Raw genomic sequence first — 24,492 nt, forward strand, 5'->3', positions numbered from 1 at the left:
AAGCATGCAAGATAGACAAGGCAATAATTTAATGTCATTTGCACGGAAATGTTACAAGAAATTAAAAAAACCTTGCTTTGATACGATGGAACCGAACTTTTTGCGTATACAATACACCATATTCAGTTCTTTTTCTTTTAGTTTAGGTTTCGATTTATGTCTCAAACAATCACACTGTATGTTGATGGTGCATGTCGTGGCAATCCGGGTTTAGGTGGTTGGGGCGCATATGTCATTACTGAGCAGGGTGAACATAAATTATTTGGCGGTGAACCTGATACGACCAATAACCGTATGGAACTTACTGCTGCCATTGAAGGTGTTTCATTTTGCCCAGCCGATGCACATTTGATTATCTGGACAGATTCAAATTATGTGAAGCAAGGTATTACTGAGTGGATTCATGGCTGGAAAAAGAAAAACTGGAAAGATGTAAAAAATCCTGACCTTTGGCAGAAATTAGATGCTGTCTGTGCAGGTAGAAATATTGAGTGGAACTGGATTAAAGGCCATGCAGGACACCCTGGCAATGAAATGGCAGACCAGCTGGCGAATTTAGGTGCAGACAAAACTGCTAAAGAACTCAAGCAACCACAGTCGACTACTGTACCGCAAGATATAAAAAAGCCTGAACAGGACTGGTTACTAGATGACCCTTTCGGATTTGATATGGCAGAAGCAACTGAAGAAGAAAATATTCATCTTGAAGTAAATGAAGAAGTTGAGATGATTATTGAAGATGAAAAAGTTATTGAAGTTGAAAGTGCTGAACAAGAAAGTAAGCAGCCAACCAAAAATCTTCATCCTCAAATCGTTGTGACCGAAGCCAAATTAAAATTACAGGGTCCTCGACAACTGATTCTCGATACGGAAACCACTGGTTTTTATTTCCAAGATGGCGACCGCATTATTGAAGTGGGTGCGATTGAGATGATTAACCGTAAGCTTACGGGTAGCTCGATTCATATTTATATTAACCCACAAAAACCAGTGGGAGACTCAGAAAACATCCACGGTATCAGTGATGATTTCTTAAAAGATAAACCGCTCTATGCGGATATTGCTGACACCTTATTTGACTATCTTAAAGGTGCAGAGATTATTGCCCATAACGCGACCTTCGATATGAACTTCCTTGATATGGAGTTTAAGCGCGTAGGACTTCCTGCACTTTCTGAAGTATGTGAGGTAACAGATACTTTAGCTTTAGCGAAAAACAAACATCCGGGACAAAAAAACTCCCTTGATGCGCTTGTAAGACGTTATGAAATTCCAGCACGTGACCGTACTTTCCATGGCGCATTACTCGATGCTGAAATTCTTGCTGATGTTTACTTGGCAATGACTGGTGGTCAGGTTTCTTTTGATATAGATGCCTTATCTCAGAGTGAAAATAGCCAGCAAACAACCAATAGAAGCAGAGTTCAAATTGACCTCCCTGTAATTTACCCTTCAGATGAAGAGTTAAATATACATGAGACTTGGGTCAAAGAATATGAGGAAAAACACGGAGAACCTTGCCTTTTTGCAAAATAAATTTTTGATTCTTTAGTGTTTTTAGCTTTTCCCCTTTGTAAGTTAAGTTATATTAGTCGCATAGATTTTTAGCTCAAATTATTGAGCACTACGAATATAACAATTGATTTTTTTGCAAAGGGGAACGTTTATGTCTGAGCATACGTCGATTCATTTCGATCCAACAGCCTTACTCATCATTAAACATGAAATTGATCGTTCAATAAAACTGGTTGAAGGTGCTGTAAGTACCTTAATTGAAGAACAAACTCTCCCTTTTGGTATTGATGATGCATTAGAACAGTTTAAGCAATGCACTCAAGTACTACGCTTAATTGATATCCCCTATCTTGCAAAAATCACTCAGTATTCAACTGAGTTGATGCAAAAAATTATTGCGAATCCAGCACAAATTAATACTGATGATGTCATTGCCTTAAGCGAAGGCACAACCATGGTAAAACGTTATATTGAATTTATCTGTTTGCGCGAAATACAAGTTCCACAGTTTCTTCTTACAACCTTAAATAATTTAGAATTGGCTTTAAATAAGCCTCTAACTACATCAGGACAGGCTCTTGTTCCTTTACTTGCAAATACTTCGCTCGAACTGCCTTTGCCTGAAATATTAATTAGTGAAAAAACTCAGTTCATCCATCAACTCTATAAATTATCTCTAAATCAATTTTTAAAAAAGACAGCATCAGCTCAGAATTTTCAAGCCTTTAAACTTATTGCTACCTATTTAGTTAGCATGGCAAACCATCAGCCAAGCCAACAATATTGGCAGCTCGTCAATTATGCTTTTAACCATATTGATCACCTTCTTTTAAATGATTCACGCCTACGTGTACTGATTAATATTGAAAATCATATTGCTCTATTTTTGACAGCACCCGAAAGTTTTGAACCTAATTTAGCGGCATTCGCAGATATTTTAAGTATTGTCATCGCTCAAGAAGATGAGATTGCCCACCATATTCGCAACCAACTTCATATTGGTGATGAAACACCGACTGATACTCAATTACTCGTTTTAAGTCGCCATCTCTTTGGTCCTGACTTTGACACGATGCACACTGTCAGCCAATTAATCTTGGATGAAATGAATAAGGTACGGAACGATATTGAATACAACTACCAAAATATGTCACCTGAAAAAGCACAGCAACTACAAGCGAGCCTTTTACAACTGGCTCATACCTTTAAACTTCTAAACCTTGATGAAGCCGCATCTGCTCTTTCTCAACAAGCCAGCAGTTTAAGTCAACTTAACATTTTAAGTGACGAAAACTATGCTCAGCAGCTGATGAACAGCATTTTATCTGCCATGAACTCAATTGGTATTTTGGTACGCAATTACACGTCAAATCGTCTACAACTTAGCGTGAATAATACGGCGATTTCTTTAGACCGTCTTGATGAAGCTCATCAAGCTTTGCTTACCGAGACAAAAAATTTAATTGATTTTATCTGTCAGAGTCTTACTTTGTATGCCAATGATCAGACACAAAATATTGAAGCCATTGCAGGTTCATTAAAAGAGTTAGCGGGTGCAGCCGAATTTTTAGGAAGCACGACTCAACAACATGCTTTACTCCAAACTGCCCAATTTGTTCAAGAGCAACTTGAACAAAGCCAGCCTTTTAATACAGACCAAATTCACTGTATTTTTAACGTATTGGCAGGCATTGACATGTTAGTTGACAATTTAAAAAATAAACAACCTGTTCTACAATCCATGTTTAATGTAGCATTGTCGAGTAGTCAACAACTTCAAAAAAAGGCAGCTTAATGTCTGAATTATCACTTGCTTATATTTTCCATCATCAACAATTACTGGTTGACCAGAATCTCCAACTACCCAAAGTCGAAAAGTTAGCAAGTGATTTACTTTTCACTCATGATGAGCAAGTCATTGCACGTGACTTGCTTGCTGAGGAACCTATCCCCGAAGGCTTACAACTTGTTCCAATTCGCCAGCTTATTACCAGTTGGTCGAAAGAACAATTTTTGCAAGCGAGCCGAGCCGTCCAATTACTTGAATGGCGACGTAACCATAAATTTTGTAGCCACTGTGGACATCCGACAGAAGTTCATCCAACCGAATATGCAATGGTGTGCCCTTCTTGTCGCTACCATCAATATCCTCGTGTAAACCCTTGCATTATTACCGTCATTACTCGAGGTGATGATGAAATCTTACTAGCGAAGTCAGTTCACAATAAAACCAACATGTATGGTTTGATTGCAGGTTTTGTTGAGGTGGGTGAAACACTTGAAGAAGCAGTACAACGTGAAGCCTTCGAAGAAGTCGGTTTAAAACTCAAAAATATTCAATATATGTCAAGTCAGCCTTGGCCATTCCCAAGTAACCTTATGGTAGCTTTTCGGGCAGAATATGAGTCGGGTGAAATTAAGCTTCAAGAAGAAGAAATTGCAGATGCACAATTCTTCAAAATTGATCAATTACCTGAGATTCCATTTAAAGGAAGTATTGCTCATTCAATGATTATGCAGATTACCCAAGCTGGGTAATCTGCTGTGTTTTAAACGAGACTTTCGTTTAAAAAACTTCTTCAAGAAAATGTAAGATCGTTCTTTTCGTTCTGAAATAGTGGCTAATAAAGCTAGAAAGACTGGCCAAAATTGTAATATGGCCAGTTTTGGGAATCACAGCGATATGACTGTGATTTCCACTCTGTCTTAAAGCCCGATCCAAATCCAATGTATTCTCTTTGCCGACAAGCTGATCATTTTCAGCCATGAGCAAGTAATGTTTAATACTATTTTGATTGACAAAATAGTATGGCATCACTTCTTGATAAGAAATACTTTGATCAAAAGCATCTTCAGCTAGTGGATCACCCTTATAATCAAAATGATAAGGTCCAGCTAAACCAAAAATTGCCTTAATATTGCTTAAACACTGAATAGGGTTTGGTTTTGGATGATAAACAGCAGACATGACATTAAATGCCCCAGCCGAGTGCCCCATAAGTACAATATTTTCTGTAGAGATTTCCAGCTTTTCTTGGTTTTGATGTAAATAATTCAATGCCTGAGTCAGGTCATCAACAAAACTTGGAAAAATATTTTTAGGCGCTAATTGATAGTTAATAACCGCAACGTCATAGCCTTCTTTAGCAAATGTCTCGCCAATAAAAAGATAATCTCGCTTATTACCATGTTGCCAAGCACCACCATGTACAAAAACAATAAGGGGCTGATGTGCTAGTTTTTTAACAGATCGGTAAATATCCAAACGGTGACGCGGTTTTAAACCATAACGGACATTGGCAACCTGTTCAAAACCATCTTTAGGCGTGAAACGGTTTAAAGCAAAACTCCCCAAATCATAAAGGCGGAACTCTTTATAAAGAGTTCGCGCCTGTTCAATTTTGCTTTGTAGTTGTTCAATCAGATTCATATATTACTGTGCATTCGAAGCTGGATCTGTTTGGTCAGGATCAATTGCAACAGGAGTTTGAACTGTTGGTTGAGCAATGACGTTATTAATAATTGGTGTAGTCGTTGCACTAGCCGTACTCGCCGCTGGCGCAGGTGCTAAATCAACGTTATCAATGAGTGTCACAATTTTGGTCACGTTACCCACATTTTGAAGCACATTATTTAAATCATTAATTTCAGCTGTATTTAAACGGCCCATCACATATAAAACACCATCTTCAGTATGGACAAGTACTTTACTGTCCGATACAACTGGCGCTTTCATTAATAGAGCACGTGTATTTGCAGTTACACCCGCGTCTTGCATAATCGTGTTATAGCTGACCTTATTACCCACGGTAATGTAGTTATGTACAGCTTTTACATCACTCATGGCTTTAAGATTGTCTTCTGCCAATTGTTTCAAGTATGGGTCTGGCACTTGTCCTGTTAATAAAACAGTACTGTGGAAACTTTCGATATTAATACGTGATTGTTTAAAACGCTGATCAAGCTTATAGAGATTAATATTCGCTGTACGTTTAATTGAAGAATCAATGAATACCTGACCTAAGCTACGTACACCACTATCTGTTCCGACTGGAGCTGTACCTGTTCCACCAGAAATAAAACTTGCGCAACCTGACAAACTTGCGACACAAAGCGCTGTTACAGCAATACGTTTCAACACTCCACCAGACTCCTATCAATCTCTTCTTGGCTTGATCATAAAACATCGGTTTTAATTTGCTCAAAAGAGTAATGAACTCTTAATCCAAAGTAAATGCATTTTCGATCCATTGCAGATCATAATGGAAATTTGAAAAGTCTTGCTGTACTGTTTTTGCAATTTTCTGTGGAAAATCAAAACAAATCACATCAAAACGACAATAAAAATCCTGATAAGATGGGTAGCGCTGTAAAAAACGCATCGCGGTTTTAATAATTTTCTTCTGCTTTGCTCTTGTCACCATTTCGCAAGCCTGTCCATAATTTCCTATAGTACGCGCCTTTACCTCAACAAAAACCAGCTCTTGCCCTCTTTTAACAATCAAATCCACTTCACCACGGCGTGAATGGTAATTACTGGTTACCCATACATAGTTTTGCTTTTGTAACAGGTTTAAAGCCGTTTGCTCTGCCCATTTACCCAACTGCTGCGCTAATAGCATTTTTATCTTCCCCAATGAAAAGCATCTCTAGATGTTTTTATAAATAAGTTATTTTCTTAAATTTATCTGTCATATCAGATCTAAATCGAACAAATGAAAATCAGATCATTTTCGAAAAGCTCAAGCTAGCAGACATTGTTCACGCCCAAATCATAATTTCGGGTAAACTACCCCATTAAAATTGTTTATCTGTACGGAGTAAAACCAAATGAGTGCTCAGTTATTCGTTGTAGCCACCCCAATCGGGCACTTAGATGATATGACTTTCCGTGCAATTGATATTTTAAAATCAGTTTCTATCGTAGCTGCCGAAGATACTCGTCAATCAGCACAATTATTTAAGCACTATAATATATCGACCCAACTTACTGCATGTCATGATCATAACGAAAGTAATAAAATTGAGCAGTTAGTTCAAAAATTACTTGCTGGCGACAATGTTGCTTTAATTAGTGATGCAGGTACACCACTTATTAGCGACCCTGGTTTTAAATTAGTTCGAGCTGCTCAAGAACATGGCATTAAGGTTGTTCCTGTGCCTGGTGCATGTGCTGCGATTGCTGCTCTAAGTGCAGTAGGTCTACCGAGCGATCGTTTTAGTTTTGAAGGATTTTTGCCATCAAAAGCTTCTCAACGTATTTCTCAATTAGAAAAACTCAAAAATGAGACTCAGACCTTAATTTTCTATGAAGCACCACATCGTATTTTAGAATGTGTAAAAAATATGGCTGAGGTATTTGGAGAAAACCGACCTGTAGGTTTCGCACGCGAAATTACCAAAACCTTTGAAACTATCAAAAAAATGACTTTAAAAGATTTGGTCAGTTTCATTGAAAATGATCACAACCAAGAAAAAGGCGAAATTGTTCTTGTAGTTGGCGGTGCACCAGAAAAAACAGATCTGGAACAAGAGAAATTAGATGAGCTTTTAAAGCGCTTACTTCAAGATTTATCTGTTAAAGCAGCATCTCAACTTGCTGCTGATCTAACAGGAGTTAAGAAAAAAGTTGCTTATCAACGTGCGCTTGAGTTAACCCAATCGTAATCTTTTGATTAAGCACAGTGATGAACAATAAATAGCATTCATCATCACTGTGCATGAATTTTGCATAATAATATTAAAGATAAAAATAAGAGTATTTACATGACTGTACAGCTTGGAAAACTTGGGCCGCATGAAGAGTGTGAACTAGAATTATTACTTTCAGGCGAGAAACCTATCGCTTTGTTTTATGATCTATTACCTACCGAGTTTTTAGAGCATCTCGAGCAAGGTACTTTATCTATGCTGAGTAAAGATATTGAAACCTCTTTATCTTCACCATTTTCAATTATGCTGATCTATAAAAATGCACCTTTAGCAGATTTAAATGAACTTGTGTTATGTATTGAAAAATCACTAAAGGAAACTCAACTCGAAGATCGCTTAGAGCTTGACCGTAGAATCGGACAACTTTTAGGTTACTCAACACAAGATATAGAGTTTTATATTCAGCATGTTTCAAATTTTTATGCCCGCTCACGGACTTAAATTTATCTCAAGATATGTTTTGCTGACTGAACAATCGTCTCAGTCAGTGCATCAAGTTGCTGCGACTGTCTTTTCCAGTGGTGCCAATATAAAGGAACATCAAGTTGGGCTTCAGGCATAATATCAACAAGTGTTCCATTTTCGAGTAGTGGCTGAACCTGCAACTCGGGAACCATGCCATAACCTAAACCTAATTGAATTGCTTTGACGAAAGCATCAGTTGCTGGAATAAAACTATAAGGATAACTTTGCATCGGTAAACCGTATCCTTTTAATAAAACCTCTGAATGCATTAAGTCTTTATGATTAAAAATAACTGCTGGTGTTTTTCTTAATGTGTCTCTATTCACTCCAGCACTGAACCACTTATTTACAAATTCAGCAGAGGCCAACATTTTATAACGCATTTTTCCTAGTGGTTGAGCTAAACAACCTGACATGACCTGCTCTTCTGCCGAAATACAGGCATTGACTTGTCCTGTCTCTAATAAAGTGTGCGTGTGAGATTGATCATCAATTTTTAGTTCTAATACTATTTTTTCTTTAAAAAGCGTTTGCTGAATGTTCGGTAAAAGCCAAGTAGCTAATGAATCTGCATTTGAAGCTAGAGCAATTTTATAAAATTCAGATTCTGATGATTTTCCCATCAAACCTTGTAATAAATTTTGCTCCATTAACCTCGTATGACGTAAATGTTGTAATAAAGTTTGCCCTGCTTGAGTGAGCACACACGGGCGGCCTCGTATAATTAGAATTTGTCCTAAATACTTTTCTAAAGCCTGTACGCGTAAGGACACTGCCGAGGGCGTAATATATAAATGCTCCCCTGCCGCATCAAAACTTCCCAATTCTGCGACTGCAAGAAAGGCTTCACATTGTTTGCTATCTAACATATCAAACCTAAATTTTTTTTAGCTAAACCTAAATATTCTTAATTTTACTTATTTCTTAATAAAAAGTCAGATAATTCCCACATCTGATTTTTCCACCTTATTGTTATGTTCTCTCTTAGTATATTTTTTAAAGGTTTCGGTATTGGTAGCGGGCTTATCGTAGCAATTGGAGCTCAAAATGCTTTTGTCCTAAAACAGGGACTTAAACAGCAATATGTATTTTGGTTGTGTTTAATCTGTGCCCTGTCCGACTCAATTTTAATTGCATGTGGTGTATTAGGTTTTGCAGAAATCATGACTGCATCACCCATCTTAATTACCTTGGCTAAATATTTAGGGGCAACGTTTTTATTAGTTTACGGTGCCAAAGCATTCTATGCTGCATTTAAGACCACGCAAAGTATGGACCTTGATAGCAGTCAAAAACAAACATTAACTCAAGCATTAGTGACCTGTCTTGCCTTTACTTGGCTTAATCCTCATGTCTATTTAGACACTATTGTTTTGATTGGTTCAGTTGCAACTCAGCTTGAAGACAAAGTGAGTTTTGCTTTGGGCAGCATTCTTGCCTCTTGGATTTTCTTTTTTAGTCTGGGTTATGGTGCAAGATTATTAAAGCCACTATTTACCAATCCCAAAGCTTGGAAAATTTTAGATTTCATTATTGGTTGCGTTATGTGGAGTATCGCTATTACCCTCTTGTTTTAACGGCTTAAAATAAAAAAGGATCATATAAAAGATCCTTTTTTATTACTCTTTAGTGTTATGCTTCACTGGCAACTATAACTCTTGCCTGTTTTCTTTCTTGTTGTGACTGTTTTATAACAGCATAGCCAGAAGATACACCCAAGTATGCAATGACAAAGGCAACAATCAAATCAGGAAATACACTGCCTGTTCCAAATACCCCAACCGCCGCTAAAATTACAGCAATATTAGCAATTGAGTCATTTCTACTGCACAGCCACACAGAGCGCATATTGGCATCCCCATCACGAAATGCATAGAGCATAAGCGCGACAGAAACGTTAGCAGTTAAAGCCATTACACCAATTGCTCCCATCACCATTGGTTCGGGTGAAACACCATAAAAATACGACCAGACCACTTTCGCAATGACAAAAAAGCCGAAAGTCGCCATCGTTATTCCTTTAACTAATGCAGCTGTTGCACGCCAATATAAACTCATCGAAAGAACGACTAAAGATAATGCATAGTTTGCTGCATCTCCGGCAAAATCTAATGCATCTGCCCAAAGTGAAACGGATTGGGCCTTATAACCTCCCAATATTTCCACCACGAACATTAAGGCATTGATCACAAGCGCAATCCATAATGCTTTTCTAAAACGTGGACTCACCTTCTTTGAAGGAGAACATGTTGAAGCACAACCACATCCAGCCATTTTATTTCCTCAAAAACTCTTTTATAGTGATTAAAAACCCTCGAGTAGCTCCAGAGTCAAGTCTTATGAGTCTTTCTATTGGTCAATTATCAAAAAAAGCGGATATTCCAATTGATACGATCCGTTATTACGAAAAAGTAGGTGTGCTGGACCGTATTCAGCGCTCAGAAAATAATTATCGTGTTTACAACGAACAAACACTTGCAGACCTTTTATTTATTAAGCATTGCCGTGAATTAAATATTTCACTGAGTGATATTAAAACGTTAAAAGAAATGAAAACTCAGCCTAAACAGGCCTGCACAGAAATTGATAATTTAGTCGATAAATACTTAAAAGAAGTATCTGAAAAAATCGAACGATTATTACTTTTAAAAGAATCTTTAATTGATTTAAAACAGCATTGCTCTACCAATCGAACAGTAGATGAATGCGGGATTTTGAAAGAACTTCAAAATGCACCTTAAAAATAAAAAAAGCATCACTCATGTGATGCTTTTTAGGATTAATGGTCGCTATGTTCATCTGGAGGAACTTCAGTAATTCTCCCCCCTCGAGCTAAAAATGCGGCAACTTCATCTTCCAGCGCTTGGCGCTGTTTTTGCTTAGCAGTCACAGTCAGTGTTTCTGCCTCAGCAATATCAGTATCATTAATACTGCTTGCTTCTTCATCAGCTGCACCGCTTTCAGCTGCTTTCGCTTCATCTTCATCTACAGCAGAATCTTCTGCATCTTCATAATCATTGATATCTGACATTTTTCACTCCCCAGAATGATTTCTATTGCATCATCGCTATGGTCCCAAGACCTCAGAAATTTAGCAATCTCTTTGCATTTAGCAAAGAGCCAAATTGGTCAAATGTGTATCTTTTTCAACCCAATTGGTAATGATATATAAATGATTGCTTAAAAAATATCTACTGATATTTATTTAGACCAGTAGAGCATAAACTTCGTAATTATTTTAACGACTATACTGGGTGTTTTGTAAAGACCCTAAACCGTTTGCTTGTTGCATAAAACGCTCTTTTAAGAAGGAAATTTGTTCAACCTGCTTGAGTCCCACATTCCGAGCCCAGATAAATGGAAATAGCTCACTACTTTCCAACCAGCCAATTGCCGACATGCTATGCATCATTGCATCATTCTGGCCTTTACGGCGATGCTCATAACGCAACAATGTCTGTTCATTTGCCCATACGCCACGCGCTAAATTATGTAGTAATGCATCACAGAGTACAGCCGCATCTAAACAACCAATATTTACCCCTTGTCCAGCAAGTGGATGGATAACATGTGCAGCATCCCCAATTAAAGCTAAACCAGCTTTCACATACTGTTTTGCGGCGCGCGCTTTGAGCGGGAATTGGGCTCTTGAACGTACATCTAACACTTCACCCAACATATGTTGGCTTTCACGAGTTAAAAGCTGCATAAATTCATGATCGGTTAAAGCAGAATATTCATCGGCATAATCATCAGGTAGTGTCCAGACAATTGACTGCCAGTAGCCATTTTCACTTTCTTCAAGACTAGCCATCGGTAAATAGGCTAAAGGCCCTGTAGGTAAGAAAATTTGACGAGCAACATGATTGTGGGGTTTAGATGTTTTAATAGCACAACTAATCGCTGCTTGCTTGTAATCTAAGACATCTAGGTCAATAAAGGCCTGTTCTCGTACAAATGAATTGGCACCATCTGCACCAATCAGCAGTTTTGTTTTAAGTGTCGTACCATCTGCCAATTGAATATGCCAACAACCAACACCCTGCTCAATGCGAGTCACACGAACTTGAGTACGATAGTCTGTTAGTTGCTCAAGCATTTTTTGTTGAATGGCAACATTCAATACACTTGGCTCAACCATAGAACCCAAGGACTGTTCTGGCATTGGTCTTTGTACAGATTCATGGCCAAAATTAATCTCACCATAGCCATTCAGGTTCCACACTTGCATGCCCGTATAAGGCATTTGACGTGCTAGATCATCCCAAACATTGACAGTTTTAAGTAAATGAATGGTCGCTTGGCTCAGTGCTAAAACACGTGGGTTCATCACACTTAGTGTTTTTTCAACATCCAGTACAGGAGCAGCATCAAGCACAGTAGGCTGTACACCACCTTGTGCAAGTAATAAAGCTGTTAAACCACCAACCAACCCACCACCCACAATGACAACATCTAATACTTCACTCATGCTTTTAACCCCATTGCATAGTTCGCTACCAGTGGTTTAACACCTGGAATGACATCAAATGCAATTAATCCCGTATTACGAATTAATTTTAATAATGGATTTTGATTACTAAAACCACGAACCACTGTGTCACAGAACTTAATCACTCGCTGTTGATCTGACAAACGGGCTTGTTCATAGGCCAGTAAATTATTTGGGTTACCGATATCGTCAGAAGCGGTTAGCTGGTTTACTAAATAACGCACTAAAACATCCGCATCACGTAGACATAGGTTAAAGCCCTGTCCTGCAACAGGATGGATTGTATGCGCCGCATTCCCCATTAAAATAACGCGTCCGACTGCTTGTTTATGTGCAAGCACTTGTGAAAGTGGATAGCTAAAACGTCTGCCGGTTTTTTCAAATTTACCCGCTCTGTCACCATAAGTTTTTTGCAAAGCATCTAAAAAGTGTTGGTCATTTTCTTCACCTAACCACTCACCTTCAGTGCCTTTTTTAACAGGCCATACAACCGAACGGCGATATTCGCCCGGTAAAGGCAATAAAGCTAAAGGACCTAATGCACTAAAACGCTCAAAACCGACTTGTTCATGTGGTTTTGAAGTCTGAACGGTAGTGACAATTGCAACCTGATCATAGTCATGAACATCAACATCAACGCCGATTGCCTGACGACAGAAAGAGTCACGTCCATCTGCGGCAATTAATAGCTTTGACTCAAGTTTTAAAACTTCATCACCACGCTTGGCCTCAATATGTACTTGTTCAGTATCTTGAGTTAAAGCAGTCACTTGAACGCCATCAATCAGCTCAATCAAAGGCTGCTGACGTACTTGAGTCAATAAAACACGACCCAACCAAGCATTTTCAATCACCTGCCCAAAGCTTTCGACTTTTTCTTGTTCTGCAATTAATCGTGCCTTACCAAAACTGCCTTGTTCAGTAATGTGAACTTGTAGAATTGGAGTCGCGTGTTGCTGTAATGCATCCCATAACCCCAGCTTCTGATAAATCTGGACGCTACGACGCGATAAAGCCGTATTACGCGCATCGAAACTGGAATGATAAGGGGCAACATTTTGATCATCATAGTTTGGGTATTTCACAGCTTCTAACAGCTTTACTGCAATATTAGCCTTCGCCAGCATGAGCGAAAGGCTAAGTCCAACCATTCCCCCACCTACAATAATCACTTGTTGTTGCATCGAGTTGTGCTCCTTTGGCGAATACGTTTAATTATGATTTAGCTTGCGCCATTAAATGTTCAATATCTGCAATATTTTTAACCACATCTGCAGTTAAAACTCGTGGTCCTTTCGAGGTTGCGACCACATCATCTTCAATACGAATACCAATACCACGCCATTTTTTATCTACACTTTCATCGTCTGGTGCAATGTATAGGCCTGGTTCAACGGTAACGACCATACCTTCTTCATATTGACGCCAGTCTTCACCTTTTTTGTAAGACCCGACATCATGTACATCCATTCCTAACCAATGACCTGTACCATGCATATAAAATTGACGGTATGCTTCGGTTTCGATAAGTTCGTTAATATCCCCGTTGAGCAGACCTAAATCCACTAAGCCTTCGGTTAAAATTTTAACTGCTACTTCATGAGGCTCACGGTACGAATTACCAATGCGTACTGCATCAATTGCCGCATATTGAGAAGCCAAAACAACTTCATATAATGCTTTTTGCTCAGCACTAAATTTACCATTGACCGGAAAAGTACGGGTAATATCTGATGCATAGAACTCATATTCACATGCAGCATCAATTAAGACTAAATCACCGTCTTTAAGAGGTTGGTTATTTTCAACATAGTGCAAAATACAGGCATTAGCCCCACCACCAACAATACTGTTGTAAGAAGGCACACAGCCGTTTTGCCCAAATATATAATTGAGCTCGGCTTCTAGTGCATATTCCATCATGCCAGGGCGAACAGTTTGCATTGCACGAGTATGTGCCTTAGCACTAATTTTTGAAGCAATTTGCATCAGCTCAAGTTCTTGTGGTGACTTGATTAACCGCATTTCATCGACAATACGGTCGAGCTGTACCAGTTGAGCTGGAGCACCTTGATGTCGATGCTCAGCATCTGCTTTTTTAATCCACTGGCTCACTCTTGCATCAAACGCAGCATTTTGCCCAATCCGATAATAAAGGCGTTCTTTATTTAATAACTTTTCAATAATTTCTTCATCAAGCAGATCAATTGCATAGGCTTCATCTGCATCATAGTCTTCAATCGCGCCATCAATTCCGGCACGGTAACCATTCCAGATTTCCATCTCGCGGTTACGTTCACGACAAAAAAGACTATAACTATAGTCAGTTACATCCTCAAAGGTTTCAATAACTGCAACTGCTTCAGGCTCAGCAAAGCCCGTCAAATAGAAAAAGCTACTATCGGCACGGAATTTATAATCCGCATCACGATTACGGTACATCTCCTCACGCGTTGCAATAATTGCAATACTGTTAGGACCCATTTTTTCTGCTAAACGGTCTCTACGATGTTGAAAATCAGCTTGAGGCAATTTCATAATGATCTACTTGATTTAGAATTTTAAAGTCAAAAAATAAAATACAACCAATAACACATCGCCTCAATTAGCTTGGGCGATGTGGTGTAAACATTTCAACAATATTCTGATCTGTACCTAGAGCAGCAGTTTTACTTTTTGCATGAAAGTTTTTCAATAAAGAACTTTCAGCTACAGTGATTTTTTTTCTACCAATCGACAAGCTTACAGGAATTAAGCGTACAAATTCATACAATTCTTCGTAGCTGCTTTCGCCTTCCTCATCATTGTCAGAATCTTCAAATTCGACTGCTGCAACATCTTGAAGGTGTTCAATCAATTCGCGCTCATCACCACGAACATGACCCGATGCCAAACCGAAACCTAACACAACACCCGCACACCAATCAGATAGTGCTTGCACACGCTCTTGAAGTAGATGTTCATCATCTGGAAGCATTGGTAGATAATCTAGTTCGTCTTCAGATAAAGCATGAACCACATCTTCTGCTTCGTCAGTTAAAAGCACTAAAGCATCTTCACTTAACTCTGGCACATTAAGGGTTGTTAAAATTTGTGACCATTCTTCACGCGTAGGCGCTTCTGTCACACAAACAATACCTGTTAACAGACCATGTAACTCACTAGGGCTTGAAATTTCTTCAATTCCTTCAAAATGAGCGTTCCAATCTGTCCAGCCTGAAATATCGTCTTGCATTCGTTTATCCAATCTCTATACTTTGTATATATTACCTTTGATTGCAATTCTGTGCGACCTCGTTATGTTAGAACAATTACAGCGGCTACAAGCGCATATTAGCGTTTTAAAAACACGCTTACATCATTTAGAGAGTGAACATGCGGCCCTCTCAGAAGCTAAAGAACTGGCTGAAACAGAGCATCACGCACAAGTTGTGCAAAAAAATAGTATTATCACTAAAAAACAAGAGGAAATTGAGGCAGTAACTGAGCAACTCACTCAGTTAAAAGGCCAATTTCAACAGTTGAATCAAGATGCTAACACACTTGCTGAACGTTATAGCCGATTAGAAAAGAGTACGACTGATTTAAAAAATCGTTTTCAGGAAATCCTTGCAGAACGAAATGAATTACGTGTTGCAAAAGAAAAGTTACAAGCCCACCAGCGTCAAACTCAGCAAGAGCTGCATGATTTACAACAAGATCGTGATCGTTTGTTACAAAAAAATGAGCTTGCCAAATCAAAAGTTGAAGCGATTATTCAACGTTTAGGAATTTTAGGCACTGCTCAAGATCAACATGCCCAAGAAATCCAGCAGCTTGCCCATCCTAATGCTGAAACTGGTGAGGAGACCCAATCATGAGTGAACAAGTCATGGTAGAGCTTAGGCTGATTGAGCAGACTTTTAGACTCGCTACTACCGCAGATAAAAAAGATGAACTTGAACGTGCAGCACAGCTTCTCAATGAGAAGTTTAATGACATGCGCCGTAGTGCTCCACGTGTTGAGCACAATAAACTGGTCATTATGGTCGCTTTACAATTAACTCAAGAAGTGCTGAGCCTTAATAAATCTTTGCAGGAATACACTCACTGCGAACGTCTACTGCAAACAATTTTAGAAGAAGTTGAACAAGTGGTTTAATCAACTTCTATCAATACAAAAATGCCTTGTATTCTAAAACATAGATGCAAGGCATTTTTATTGAGAGTAAAACTCCAGTTGAATATTATTTTCTGTACTCTAATGTACAAAGCTTCATCAAACGCAAACTAAGTTTACAGTTCCATAAACTCAAGTGATTGCCATCAGGGTCAGATCGGTTATACTTAAGCTATCTCTGGGATGTTCGCCAGCGGGTCTATTCCCCTGCCGATACTTAAACTTATGGATTGCGTTCTGTATATTTAGAGTGTATGCCTACCTTCGAGTAGGAAACCCAGCAAGTATACGTCGCGTCCACCTTGAACTCATCGGGTTCAGGGTAACGACACATGCAGCGGCATCTTCGGAGCATTTATTTTTAATTAAATAATAAAATTCCAAAAATTTATTTCAATTAACTTTTCAATACAGGCCTGTCGGTACGATCTTTTTCTCAAGCATTCAATAATGCATAACGTTATTATTTTAGAGATGAATGAATCTCTGCATTCAAAATTACTTTTCTTTTCTACTCAGGCATTCTTGATACCAAGCTGTTTGAAAATCTTCTATCGCTTTTTGTTTAAAAAAGCTGGTCTTGAATACTTTGGTTGAGTAAGCAGAAGTAATTAAATCTTGATAAAGTTGTTTTGCCTTTGGATCTTCAAGACTATTCGCTATATGCTGCAAGTCTTCAGATGGGACCTTTTGTTGACGCGCTTCCATGACAGTATAAGAAACTTTCTTCACCACATTACAAATTTCGGGGTCATTTACACTTTCATCGGCATAACAGCCAAAAGCTAAAAAACCAAGAAAAAATAATTTAAATTTCATACACCTACCTTATTTTTATGGCTTTAAATGAATTAGAGAATCTTATTAATAAAAAAGAAATAGTGATTTAATCACTATTTCTTTGAAAGGGTTCTATGCGGGATTAATCACATAAAAATAAATAACAAGACCCACTAAAACAGTTGATGCAATTGTTAAGTAAGTTCCAACCGTATTAAAACTTTGTAAAAATTTTAAGATTTCCATATCTTGATCCCCAAACTATTACTTATTTAAGACAGAAGAAAATTTATCACAAGTCAATAATGCCAATCAATTCACACTTATCGGATTTTTTGAGACAAAACACAATTAAATTTATTGATTACATCTAATCCCAAAAGCGTCCTTATAGTAGTCAGTTGCACTTTTTAGATCAGATAACAACTTTTCTTCAGTATAAGGTTTAGGCGAAATTTTTATTAAAGCGGGCATGTATTGAGTTTTATAGACCTCAGGATAGTCATGACATAAAATTTTGACCTTAACGTCTTGAGGTGTATTTGGGTTATCTAACTGATCTAAAAACTCTCCGATTTTACGATCTGACTCTTCAAATTGAGCTTTATAATCAACTTCCGCTGCTTCAGGTTCTGCTTGTTTTGTGCAGCCACTAAGTAGCGTTAAAGTGCTCAGAGTAAGGGTTAGAATTTTTAACTTCATAGGCTTAGTAATGCTGCATCAATCTTTTAAATATACTTAACCTTATTAAATGTAAAGAAATACTGGTAATACGTAAAGAAATAGAAATTTTATCTTTAAATAAAATATATCAGATTACTTTATGATTATTAATCCAATGAATTTATGGTGCTTTTCTAATTACTCTTCTATTTCCATAAATCTGTCGAAAAATAGGTATAATTTTGCACGACTGATCTCTAATTTTCGTTAGATTTACCTCATGAATGAACTCAGCTTTATTAGAAAAAATTTAAGATCTAAAAGACGTTCTTTAACTTCATTTGAACAAAAACAAGCTCAGCTTGATGTTCTTCATCATCTCAATACCCTTCCTATTTTTCATTCTTCAAAAAAAATTGGCTTATATTTACATGCCTTTGGTGAAGTTCACACAGAGCTTCTCATAGCCCTATGTTTTAAAAAGAATAAACAAGTTTATTTACCGATGATTTGTTCTATGAATCAAAAATTAGTTTGGGTAAAAATATCTAAAAACCAATATATAAATCGACGGTTTTCACACCATCCATTAGGTATGAAAGAACCTATGGCAAGCAGAGCAAAGCATGTGGCTTCTCTTGATTTGTTACTCATGCCACTTTTAGCATGCGATCAATATGGTACGCGTATTGGTATGGGAGGTGGTTATTATGATCGTACCTTGGCTACTGCAAAACACCAGCCTTATCGTTTAGGGTTAGCTCATCAATTTCAATTTATTGAACATACTCTAGAACGCCAAAGTTGGGATCAGCCCTTAGATGCCTTACTCACACCACAACGTGTTTATTATTTTAAAAGATAATATTTATGTGAAAATTAAAAACAGTCTTAATTTTTCGTGTTCCTAAAATCATAAAAGTAACCACCCTAAGGATGATTACTTTTACGTGACAGACCGCTATACCAACTTATATTAACACGCCTATTTAATGCTAAACACTGAATGAGTTTTGCATTATTGTTAATTAAATGCAGTTTATAAATCGCACAATAAAGTGGTTATTTTCCTATCATAATTCTTTTTGTTATATAAAAATTTATAATTATTAAGCTAAATTAATTATGATTTATACAAATTTTTATTCTTCTTAAGATTTAATCTCTTGATTCATAACATTTTTAAAAAAAAGTTGACTAAATTAGTCCTTTTTTCCACATTTTCTCTAGTGAGGCCCTTGTAATTTTTAAAATACACATCACTATAAAAAACATGGCAACCTCGTTGTCACTCATTAGGAGTGCCCATGTCTGAACTTATTATGAATGAAAAAACTGACTTAGAGCCTCAGGTTCCAAGTGTATTACCACTTTTAGCGTTGCGTGATGTCGTGGTTTATCCACACATGCAAATTGCGTTATTTGTGGGTCGTGAAAAATCGATCAATGCAGTTGATGTGGCTCGTAACAGTGACAATTTAGTATTTGTAGTTGCGCAAAAAGATTCGCTTACAGAAGAAATTGATCACGATAACCTTTATCAGTACGGAACTGTCGCTAAGATTGTTCAAGTCGTAAATCATGAGAATGATGAAAACTGCATTAAAGTACTTATTGAAGGTTTACATCGCTCTAAACTTGAAAAGATTATCGATGAAGATAGTCATTTGACTGCTGAGCACAGCTTAAGTCCAATGACAATTAACGTCGATAAAGCTACTCAAGAAACTCGTTTGCAAGAGTTACGTACTTTATTTGCTCAATATGCTGAAGCAAAATTACGTAATGCACGTGAACTTGTTGCTGCGGCTAATAAAATTGAAGACTTGCTACAACTCATGTTCTTCGTAGCAACACGCGTGCCTCTAAATATTGAAATTAAACAGAAATTTTTAGAGTACGATGAGTTTGAAGCACATTTACAAGAGCTGATGAGCTACTTGGTAAATCAATCTGCAGAACAGCAAATTGAACAAACTTTGCATGACAGCGTAAAACGTCAAATGGAAAAAAACCAACGTGAATACTTTCTAAATGAAAAAATGAAAGTCATTCAACGTGAACTTTCTGACATGAATGGCGGTGCTGAAGATGACGTTGCTGAAATAGAGAAACGTCTTGCTGAGGCTGATTTACCTGAACACGTACGTAAAAAAGCTGAAGCTGAGTTCCGTAAGCTTAAAGCAATGCAACCTGCCTCTAGTGAAGCTGCTGTTGTACGTAACTATCTAGAAGTAATTTTAGATACGCCGTGGAATAAAGCGAGCAAAGTAAGTATTAACCTTGCGAAAGCACAGGAAATTCTCGATACCGATCACTACGGCTTAGATGACGTAAAAGATCGTATTGTTGAATACTTAGCTGTTCAGTCACGTGTTAAAAAGCTCAAAGGTCCGATTCTATGTTTAGTAGGCCCTCCTGGTGTAGGTAAAACTTCACTTGGTGAGTCTGTCGCGAAAGCAACAGGTCGTGAGTTTGTTCGTATGGCACTTGGTGGTGTACGAGACGAGGCTGAAATTCGTGGTCACCGTCGTACTTATATTGGTGCGATGCCAGGTAAAATCGTGCAATCTTTAACAAAAGTTGGCGTGAAGAACCCATTGTTCTTACTCGACGAAATTGACAAGATGGCACAAGACTACCGTGGCGATCCTGCTTCTGCATTGCTTGAAGTATTAGATCCATCACAAAACAGCAAGTTCAACGATCACTATTTAGATCTTGATCTTGACCTATCTGAAGTGATGTTCATCTGTACTGCAAACAGTATGAATATTCCAGAAGCATTGCTTGACCGTATGGAAGTTATTCGTCTACCGGGTTATACCGAAGATGAAAAAGTTAACATTGCTGAACGTTACCTTGTTCCAAAAGCAATTAAGAACAATGGCCTACGTGCAAAAGAGTTAACAATCCATGAAGAAGCGATTCGTGACATTGTTCAGCGCTATACACGTGAAGCTGGTGTACGTAATTTAGAACGTGAAGTTTCTAAAATTGCACGTAAAGTGGTAAAAGAAGCAGTAAGTAAAAAGTCTAAAAACTTACAACTTGATGTGACTTCTGCCAATCTTCCAGAATACTTAGGTCCACATAAGTTTGATTTTGGTATTGCAGAAGATGAGGCACAAGTGGGACGCGTAAATGGTCTAGCTTGGACATCTGTAGGTGGTGAGTTACTTACTATTGAAGTTGCAGCGGTTAAAGGTAAAGGTAAATTCATTACAACTGGTTCACTCGGCGATGTAATGAAAGAGTCTATTACTACAGCAATGACTTTAGTACGTACCCGTGCCGATGAGCTAGGTATTGAAGCTTCTCGTTTTGAAGAAACTGATGTACACGTTCACTTACCAGAAGGTGCAACACCAAAAGATGGCCCATCTGCTGGTTTAGCGTTAACAACTGCCCTTGTATCAGCATTTACAGGTATTGCGATTCGTCCAGATATTGCAATGACGGGTGAAACAAGCTTAGGTGGTCGTGCAATGCGTATTGGTGGCTTAAAAGAAAAACTTCTTGCAGCACACCGCGGTGGAATCAAGCTCGTCTTCATTCCTCAAGACAACGTTCGTGACTTGGCAGAAATTCCTGCGAATGTTAAAGAAGGTTTGGAAATCAAAGCTGTGAAAAGTATTGATGACATCTTACCTTTAGCATTAGTTTCGATGCCAAAGCCTTTGCCTAAAACACCGATTGTAAAACCGGTGGAAGGTTCAAAAGCAGCACGCCACTAATGAAAAAATAAAAAAGAGAGAGCTTCGGCTCTCTTTTTTTTGTTACACAATTTGATTGAAAAATATCCAACCATCCTCATAATAGGTATTAAGAGTATTTAATTACTTTAAATATTCTTCGTTATCTCTTCTTTTATAGATAACCTTGTTTTTATTCTCTATGATCATCTGAACTCCAGACAGATGATCATTTGATCGCAGTCCAACACAGTTTTTTGGACTGCGTTTTTTATGCCTGTCTTTTAAGATCATCAGATGCTTTCATTCCTCAGGTATAATGCGCCAGCTGTTTTTGAATGAATAGATAATATGAAAATTCGTATTCTGACCATTGGTCAAAAAATGCCTGCTTGGGTTCTCACTGGTTTTGAAGATTATTTCAAACGTATCCAACCTTTTGTTCAAACCCAAGTCATTGAACTGCCTATGGCCAAACGTGGTAAAAATGATTCAGAAGCGGATATTTTAAAGTATTGCCAAATTGAAGGCGAAAGTATTTTAAATACTTTAAAACCGAATGAAACCCTAATTGCTCTTGAAGTTGGTGGTCGGGAACTCAGCACAGAAAAATTAGCTGATACAATGAAGCAGTGGATGCTCGAAGGTAATGATGTAGCACTTGCTATTGGTGGTCCAGATGGTTTGTCAGATCAGGTACGTAAAGCTGCCGCTTGGCATTGGTCACTTTCAAAACTCACGATGCCTCACCCTTTGGTACGTGTTTTATTAATCGAGCAACTATATCGGGCGATGAGTATTAATCACAATCATCCCTATCACCGTGCATAAATGGAACAAACGTTTCATTTTAAGAACAATCCGTTGAAATCTGGATACTTTTAACATGTCCTGATTTTGGCATAATAACTATTATTCTGCTTTTCAAATCAGGTGTAATGAAATGGAACTACAAACGCTTCCCGGACTGTTTATTTCCCATGGCTCGCCCATGCTTGCGCTTGATCCGGAACAAGTGGGACCTGCTCTACATCGTTTAGGTACAAATCTTCCTATACCTAAGGCAATCATTGTGATGTCTGCGCACTGGGAAAGTAAAGCACTTGAAGTAAGCATTTCGACTCGTCCTGAAACGTGGCATGACTTCCGTGGTTTTCCTAAAGAGTTATATGAAATTCGCTACAGTGCGCCTGGCGAACCAGCATTAGCAGAAGAAATTTTAAAATTATTGGCAGATGCTCATTTTGTTGCACATGCCAATAGTACACGTCCTCGTGATCATGGCGTATGGATGCCTTTATTGCATATGTACCCAGATGCAGACATTCCTGTAGTCGAAATTTCTTTGCCATCAAATTTAAGTGCACAAGAAATTTATCGTATAGGACAAACACTCGCGCCTTTACGTGACAAACAAATTTTACTCATTGGTTCAGGAAGTATTACTCATAATCTAGCAGAGTTATCTTGGCAAGGAGACAACTCTAAAGTTCCTGAATGGGCTTCAACTTTTAGAAATACTGTCGTTAATAAACTTTCCCATCAAGATTATGAGGGCGTTTTGGATTGGCAATCACTGCCTTATGTGAAACGTAATCACCCTAGCCTTGAACATTTTGCCCCTTTGTTTTTCGCTATGGGTACTGGTAACCGTTTTACGATTGTTCACAGTAGCTTCACAATGGGTTCATTAGGAATGGACATTTATCGTTTTGATTAATTATTAACAAATACCCCGGTTTGCGGGGTATACCATTATTTTTGTTGAAATTTCGAATAATTTACAAACTTATACATTTTAAAAACCGAAACAATCAAATGTTTACATTTTCTTTTTTTAAGAATGTTTTAAGCTTATTACTGTTGTTTTTTTACTTGAAGTTTTTAAATGAAAATTAAATATTTAATTCTTGCGTTATTACCTTTTTCTTTGATGGCGTGTCAAACAGTTACTAATACTCCTGCTCCAATTGTTTCTGAGCAACAACAAAACCTTGCAACCACTTTAGGTGAATATGCATGGACTTATCAAAATGTAAAAGCTTCTAAACCACTTATTCTTAACTTTAATGCAGATGGTAAATTAGCAATCAATACAGGTTGTAATGGCCAAGGCGGTACTTGGAAAGTTGAAGGTAACCAACTTGTTACTTCTAATCTTGTTTCAACGATGATGGCTTGCCAAGATGATTTAATGAAACAAGAACAATTGTCGAATAGCATCTTTAATGAAGCAAAATTACCAATTGAAATTAGCAACACTAATGGTCAGGTGATTTTAACGGTGACAGATAAAACTGGTCAAAAACATATTTTCCAAGGTCAAAAAGCAGTTAATACTCAAGCTTTAACAGACTACTCTTGGTCATATCAGCCTGAAAATACTAAAAAACCAATCGTTCTTAATTTTACAAATGATCGTTTATCTATCGCAACAGGTTGTAACCGCCAAGGCACAACTTGGAAAGTTGAAAACAACGCCATCGTAACAGCTGACGTAATGTCGACTATGATGGCGTGTGAACCTGCTTTAATGAAACAGGAACAATTTTCTAGCAGCCTCTTCCAAAAACGTGCAATTCCATTTGAACTCAATACTACAAATGTTGATCAACCAACATTGACTGTATCTGATGCTCAAGGCCAGAAATATACTTTCACTGGTAAAATGACACCTGAAGCGAAATATCAATCTGAAGGAAAAACTGTTTTCCTTGAAGTAGCTCCAGAAACTAAATCTTGTACTGGTGTTGCGCCACAAACTTGTATGCAAGTTCGTGAAATTAAATATGACGAGAAAGGCGTTAAAACTTACGCTGACAAAAACTGGTCATTATATTACGGTCAAATCGAAGGTTTTGAACACAAACCAGACCAACGCGTAATTTTACGTGTAAAACGTTTTGAAGTGAAAAACCCGGCTGCAGACCAATCTAGTCAAGCAGATGTATTAGATATGGTTGTAGAACAAGAGTTAGTTAAAAAACCGAAAAAATAAGTTTTTAGACTAA

The 24,492-nt window shown here is 37.8% G+C and carries 27 protein-coding genes and 1 other RNA gene; 15 read left to right on the forward strand and 13 right to left on the reverse strand.

What is annotated here, in order from left to right:
* The first annotated feature begins 156 nt into the window (after positions 1-156).
* From dnaQ to nudC, 3 genes are all read left to right on the forward strand, one after another.
* Positions 157-1,536, forward strand: coding sequence for a DNA polymerase III subunit epsilon (gene dnaQ, locus SOI76_RS13175; protein ID WP_104079370.1), 1,380 nt, complete (start codon positions 157-159; stop codon positions 1,534-1,536).
* A gap of 130 nt (positions 1,537-1,666) precedes the next feature.
* Entirely contained in the window at positions 1,667-3,310 is a 1,644-nt protein-coding gene (locus SOI76_RS13180) for a chemotaxis protein (RefSeq protein WP_104079369.1), read from the forward strand.
* A complete protein-coding gene (gene nudC, locus SOI76_RS13185; RefSeq protein WP_005070517.1) occupies positions 3,310-4,053 on the forward strand; it encodes an NAD(+) diphosphatase in 744 nt (247 codons plus the stop codon). The genes SOI76_RS13180 and nudC overlap by 1 nt, the downstream gene beginning before the upstream one ends.
* Positions 4,054-4,081: 28 nt before the next feature.
* On the opposite strand, the gene afmiD is transcribed toward nudC, so the two are convergent.
* The 3 genes from afmiD to SOI76_RS13200 form a co-directional block, all read right to left on the reverse strand.
* Positions 4,082-4,945: an alpha/beta hydrolase gene (afmiD, locus tag SOI76_RS13190; RefSeq protein ID WP_104079368.1), complete on the reverse strand. Its 864-nt coding sequence runs from the start codon at positions 4,943-4,945 to the stop codon at positions 4,082-4,084.
* Positions 4,946-4,948: 3 nt separating this feature from the next.
* Positions 4,949-5,656 (reverse strand): BON domain-containing protein, encoded by a 708-nt coding sequence (locus tag SOI76_RS13195; protein WP_002117601.1) that lies wholly within the window; start codon positions 5,654-5,656, stop codon positions 4,949-4,951.
* 79 nt (positions 5,657-5,735) lie between these two features.
* Positions 5,736-6,137, reverse strand: a complete 402-nt coding sequence (locus SOI76_RS13200; protein WP_104079367.1) for a YraN family protein — start codon at positions 6,135-6,137, stop codon at positions 5,736-5,738.
* A 208-nt stretch (positions 6,138-6,345) separates the two neighbouring features.
* Here SOI76_RS13200 and rsmI point away from each other — a divergent pair, with 208 nt between their 5' ends.
* Positions 6,346-7,182: a 16S rRNA (cytidine(1402)-2'-O)-methyltransferase gene (gene rsmI, locus SOI76_RS13205; RefSeq protein ID WP_057066815.1), complete on the forward strand. Its 837-nt coding sequence runs from the start codon at positions 6,346-6,348 to the stop codon at positions 7,180-7,182.
* Between the two features lie 99 nt (positions 7,183-7,281).
* Complete coding sequence (locus tag SOI76_RS13210; protein WP_104079366.1) at positions 7,282-7,668, forward strand: hemin receptor; 387 nt, start codon at positions 7,282-7,284, stop codon at positions 7,666-7,668.
* A 2-nt stretch (positions 7,669-7,670) separates the two neighbouring features.
* On the opposite strand, the gene iciA is transcribed toward SOI76_RS13210, so the two are convergent.
* On the reverse strand, positions 7,671-8,561 hold the full coding sequence (iciA, locus tag SOI76_RS13215) for a LysR family transcriptional regulator ArgP (protein ID WP_104079365.1): 891 nt from the start codon (positions 8,559-8,561) through the stop codon (positions 7,671-7,673).
* A gap of 105 nt (positions 8,562-8,666) precedes the next feature.
* On the opposite strand from iciA, the gene SOI76_RS13220 reads away from it, so the two are divergent.
* Positions 8,667-9,269 (forward strand): LysE/ArgO family amino acid transporter, encoded by a 603-nt coding sequence (locus tag SOI76_RS13220; protein WP_104079364.1) that lies wholly within the window; start codon positions 8,667-8,669, stop codon positions 9,267-9,269.
* Positions 9,270-9,324: 55 nt separating this feature from the next.
* Here the strand turns inward: SOI76_RS13220 and SOI76_RS13225 are convergent, their stop codons facing one another.
* A complete protein-coding gene (locus tag SOI76_RS13225; protein ID WP_104079363.1) occupies positions 9,325-9,966 on the reverse strand; it encodes a cation transporter in 642 nt (213 codons plus the stop codon).
* Between the two features lie 65 nt (positions 9,967-10,031).
* Between SOI76_RS13225 and SOI76_RS13230 the strand changes: the two genes are divergently transcribed.
* On the forward strand, positions 10,032-10,433 hold the full coding sequence (locus tag SOI76_RS13230) for a MerR family transcriptional regulator (protein ID WP_104079362.1): 402 nt from the start codon (positions 10,032-10,034) through the stop codon (positions 10,431-10,433).
* Positions 10,434-10,471: 38 nt separating this feature from the next.
* Here SOI76_RS13230 and SOI76_RS13235 read toward each other — a convergent pair whose 3' ends face one another.
* From SOI76_RS13235 to SOI76_RS13255, 5 genes are all read right to left on the reverse strand, one after another.
* Positions 10,472-10,723: a hypothetical protein gene (locus SOI76_RS13235; RefSeq protein ID WP_002117665.1), complete on the reverse strand. Its 252-nt coding sequence runs from the start codon at positions 10,721-10,723 to the stop codon at positions 10,472-10,474.
* Positions 10,724-10,930: 207 nt separating this feature from the next.
* The gene (gene ubiF / locus SOI76_RS13240) at positions 10,931-12,163 is read right to left on the reverse strand and encodes an FAD-dependent monooxygenase (protein ID WP_104079361.1); all 1,233 of its coding nucleotides are present in this window, start codon (positions 12,161-12,163) and stop codon (positions 10,931-10,933) included.
* Positions 12,160-13,368 carry a 2-octaprenyl-6-methoxyphenyl hydroxylase gene (gene ubiH / locus SOI76_RS13245; protein WP_104079360.1) on the reverse strand — a complete coding sequence of 403 codons (1,209 nt, stop codon included), beginning with the start codon at positions 13,366-13,368 and terminating at the stop codon, positions 12,160-12,162. The genes ubiF and ubiH overlap by 4 nt, the downstream gene beginning before the upstream one ends.
* Before the next feature lie 31 nt (positions 13,369-13,399).
* Positions 13,400-14,722, reverse strand: coding sequence for a Xaa-Pro aminopeptidase (gene pepP, locus SOI76_RS13250; protein WP_104079359.1), 1,323 nt, complete (start codon positions 14,720-14,722; stop codon positions 13,400-13,402).
* Between the two features lie 67 nt (positions 14,723-14,789).
* Complete coding sequence (locus tag SOI76_RS13255; RefSeq protein WP_032054873.1) at positions 14,790-15,419, reverse strand: UPF0149 family protein; 630 nt, start codon at positions 15,417-15,419, stop codon at positions 14,790-14,792.
* A gap of 64 nt (positions 15,420-15,483) precedes the next feature.
* On the opposite strand from SOI76_RS13255, the gene SOI76_RS13260 reads away from it, so the two are divergent.
* The 3 genes from SOI76_RS13260 (at position 15,484) to ssrS (ending at position 16,700) form a co-directional block, all read left to right on the forward strand.
* A complete protein-coding gene (locus SOI76_RS13260) occupies positions 15,484-16,044 on the forward strand; it encodes a hypothetical protein (RefSeq protein WP_032054874.1) in 561 nt (186 codons plus the stop codon).
* Positions 16,041-16,325, forward strand: coding sequence for a cell division protein ZapA (locus SOI76_RS13265; RefSeq protein ID WP_016141863.1), 285 nt, complete (start codon positions 16,041-16,043; stop codon positions 16,323-16,325). The genes SOI76_RS13260 and SOI76_RS13265 overlap by 4 nt, the downstream gene beginning before the upstream one ends.
* A 190-nt stretch (positions 16,326-16,515) precedes the next feature.
* Positions 16,516-16,700: non-coding RNA, 6S RNA (gene ssrS / locus SOI76_RS13270), on the forward strand.
* A gap of 141 nt (positions 16,701-16,841) precedes the next feature.
* Here the strand turns inward: ssrS and SOI76_RS13275 are convergent.
* The 3 genes from SOI76_RS13275 to SOI76_RS13285 all read right to left on the reverse strand — a co-directional run bounded on the left by SOI76_RS13275 (position 16,842) and on the right by SOI76_RS13285 (position 17,825).
* Positions 16,842-17,162: a hypothetical protein gene (locus tag SOI76_RS13275; protein WP_104079358.1), complete on the reverse strand. Its 321-nt coding sequence runs from the start codon at positions 17,160-17,162 to the stop codon at positions 16,842-16,844.
* 93 nt (positions 17,163-17,255) lie between these two features.
* A complete protein-coding gene (locus SOI76_RS13280; RefSeq protein ID WP_079284308.1) occupies positions 17,256-17,369 on the reverse strand; it encodes a hypothetical protein in 114 nt (37 codons plus the stop codon).
* A 111-nt stretch (positions 17,370-17,480) separates the two neighbouring features.
* Entirely contained in the window at positions 17,481-17,825 is a 345-nt protein-coding gene (locus SOI76_RS13285) for a hypothetical protein (protein ID WP_032054876.1), read from the reverse strand.
* Positions 17,826-18,066: 241 nt separating this feature from the next.
* Here SOI76_RS13285 and SOI76_RS13290 point away from each other — a divergent pair, with 241 nt between their 5' ends.
* The 5 genes from SOI76_RS13290 (at position 18,067) to hslJ (ending at position 24,479) form a co-directional block, all read left to right on the forward strand.
* Positions 18,067-18,651, forward strand: coding sequence for a 5-formyltetrahydrofolate cyclo-ligase (locus tag SOI76_RS13290; RefSeq protein WP_104079357.1), 585 nt, complete (start codon positions 18,067-18,069; stop codon positions 18,649-18,651).
* A 442-nt stretch (positions 18,652-19,093) separates the two neighbouring features.
* On the forward strand, positions 19,094-21,523 hold the full coding sequence (lon, locus tag SOI76_RS13295; protein WP_104079356.1) for an endopeptidase La: 2,430 nt from the start codon (positions 19,094-19,096) through the stop codon (positions 21,521-21,523).
* Between the two features lie 309 nt (positions 21,524-21,832).
* The gene (rlmH, locus tag SOI76_RS13300; RefSeq protein ID WP_033848647.1) at positions 21,833-22,312 is read left to right on the forward strand and encodes a 23S rRNA (pseudouridine(1915)-N(3))-methyltransferase RlmH; all 480 of its coding nucleotides are present in this window, start codon (positions 21,833-21,835) and stop codon (positions 22,310-22,312) included.
* A gap of 112 nt (positions 22,313-22,424) precedes the next feature.
* The gene (locus SOI76_RS13305) at positions 22,425-23,201 is read left to right on the forward strand and encodes a DODA-type extradiol aromatic ring-opening family dioxygenase (RefSeq protein ID WP_104079355.1); all 777 of its coding nucleotides are present in this window, start codon (positions 22,425-22,427) and stop codon (positions 23,199-23,201) included.
* A 168-nt stretch (positions 23,202-23,369) separates the two neighbouring features.
* Positions 23,370-24,479, forward strand: coding sequence for an META and DUF4377 domain-containing protein (gene hslJ / locus SOI76_RS13310; protein WP_104079354.1), 1,110 nt, complete (start codon positions 23,370-23,372; stop codon positions 24,477-24,479).
* Positions 24,480-24,492 lie beyond the last annotated feature (13 nt).

The organism is Acinetobacter pittii (assembly GCF_034064985.1).
GTDB classification, from domain to species: domain Bacteria; phylum Pseudomonadota; class Gammaproteobacteria; order Pseudomonadales; family Moraxellaceae; genus Acinetobacter; species Acinetobacter pittii_H.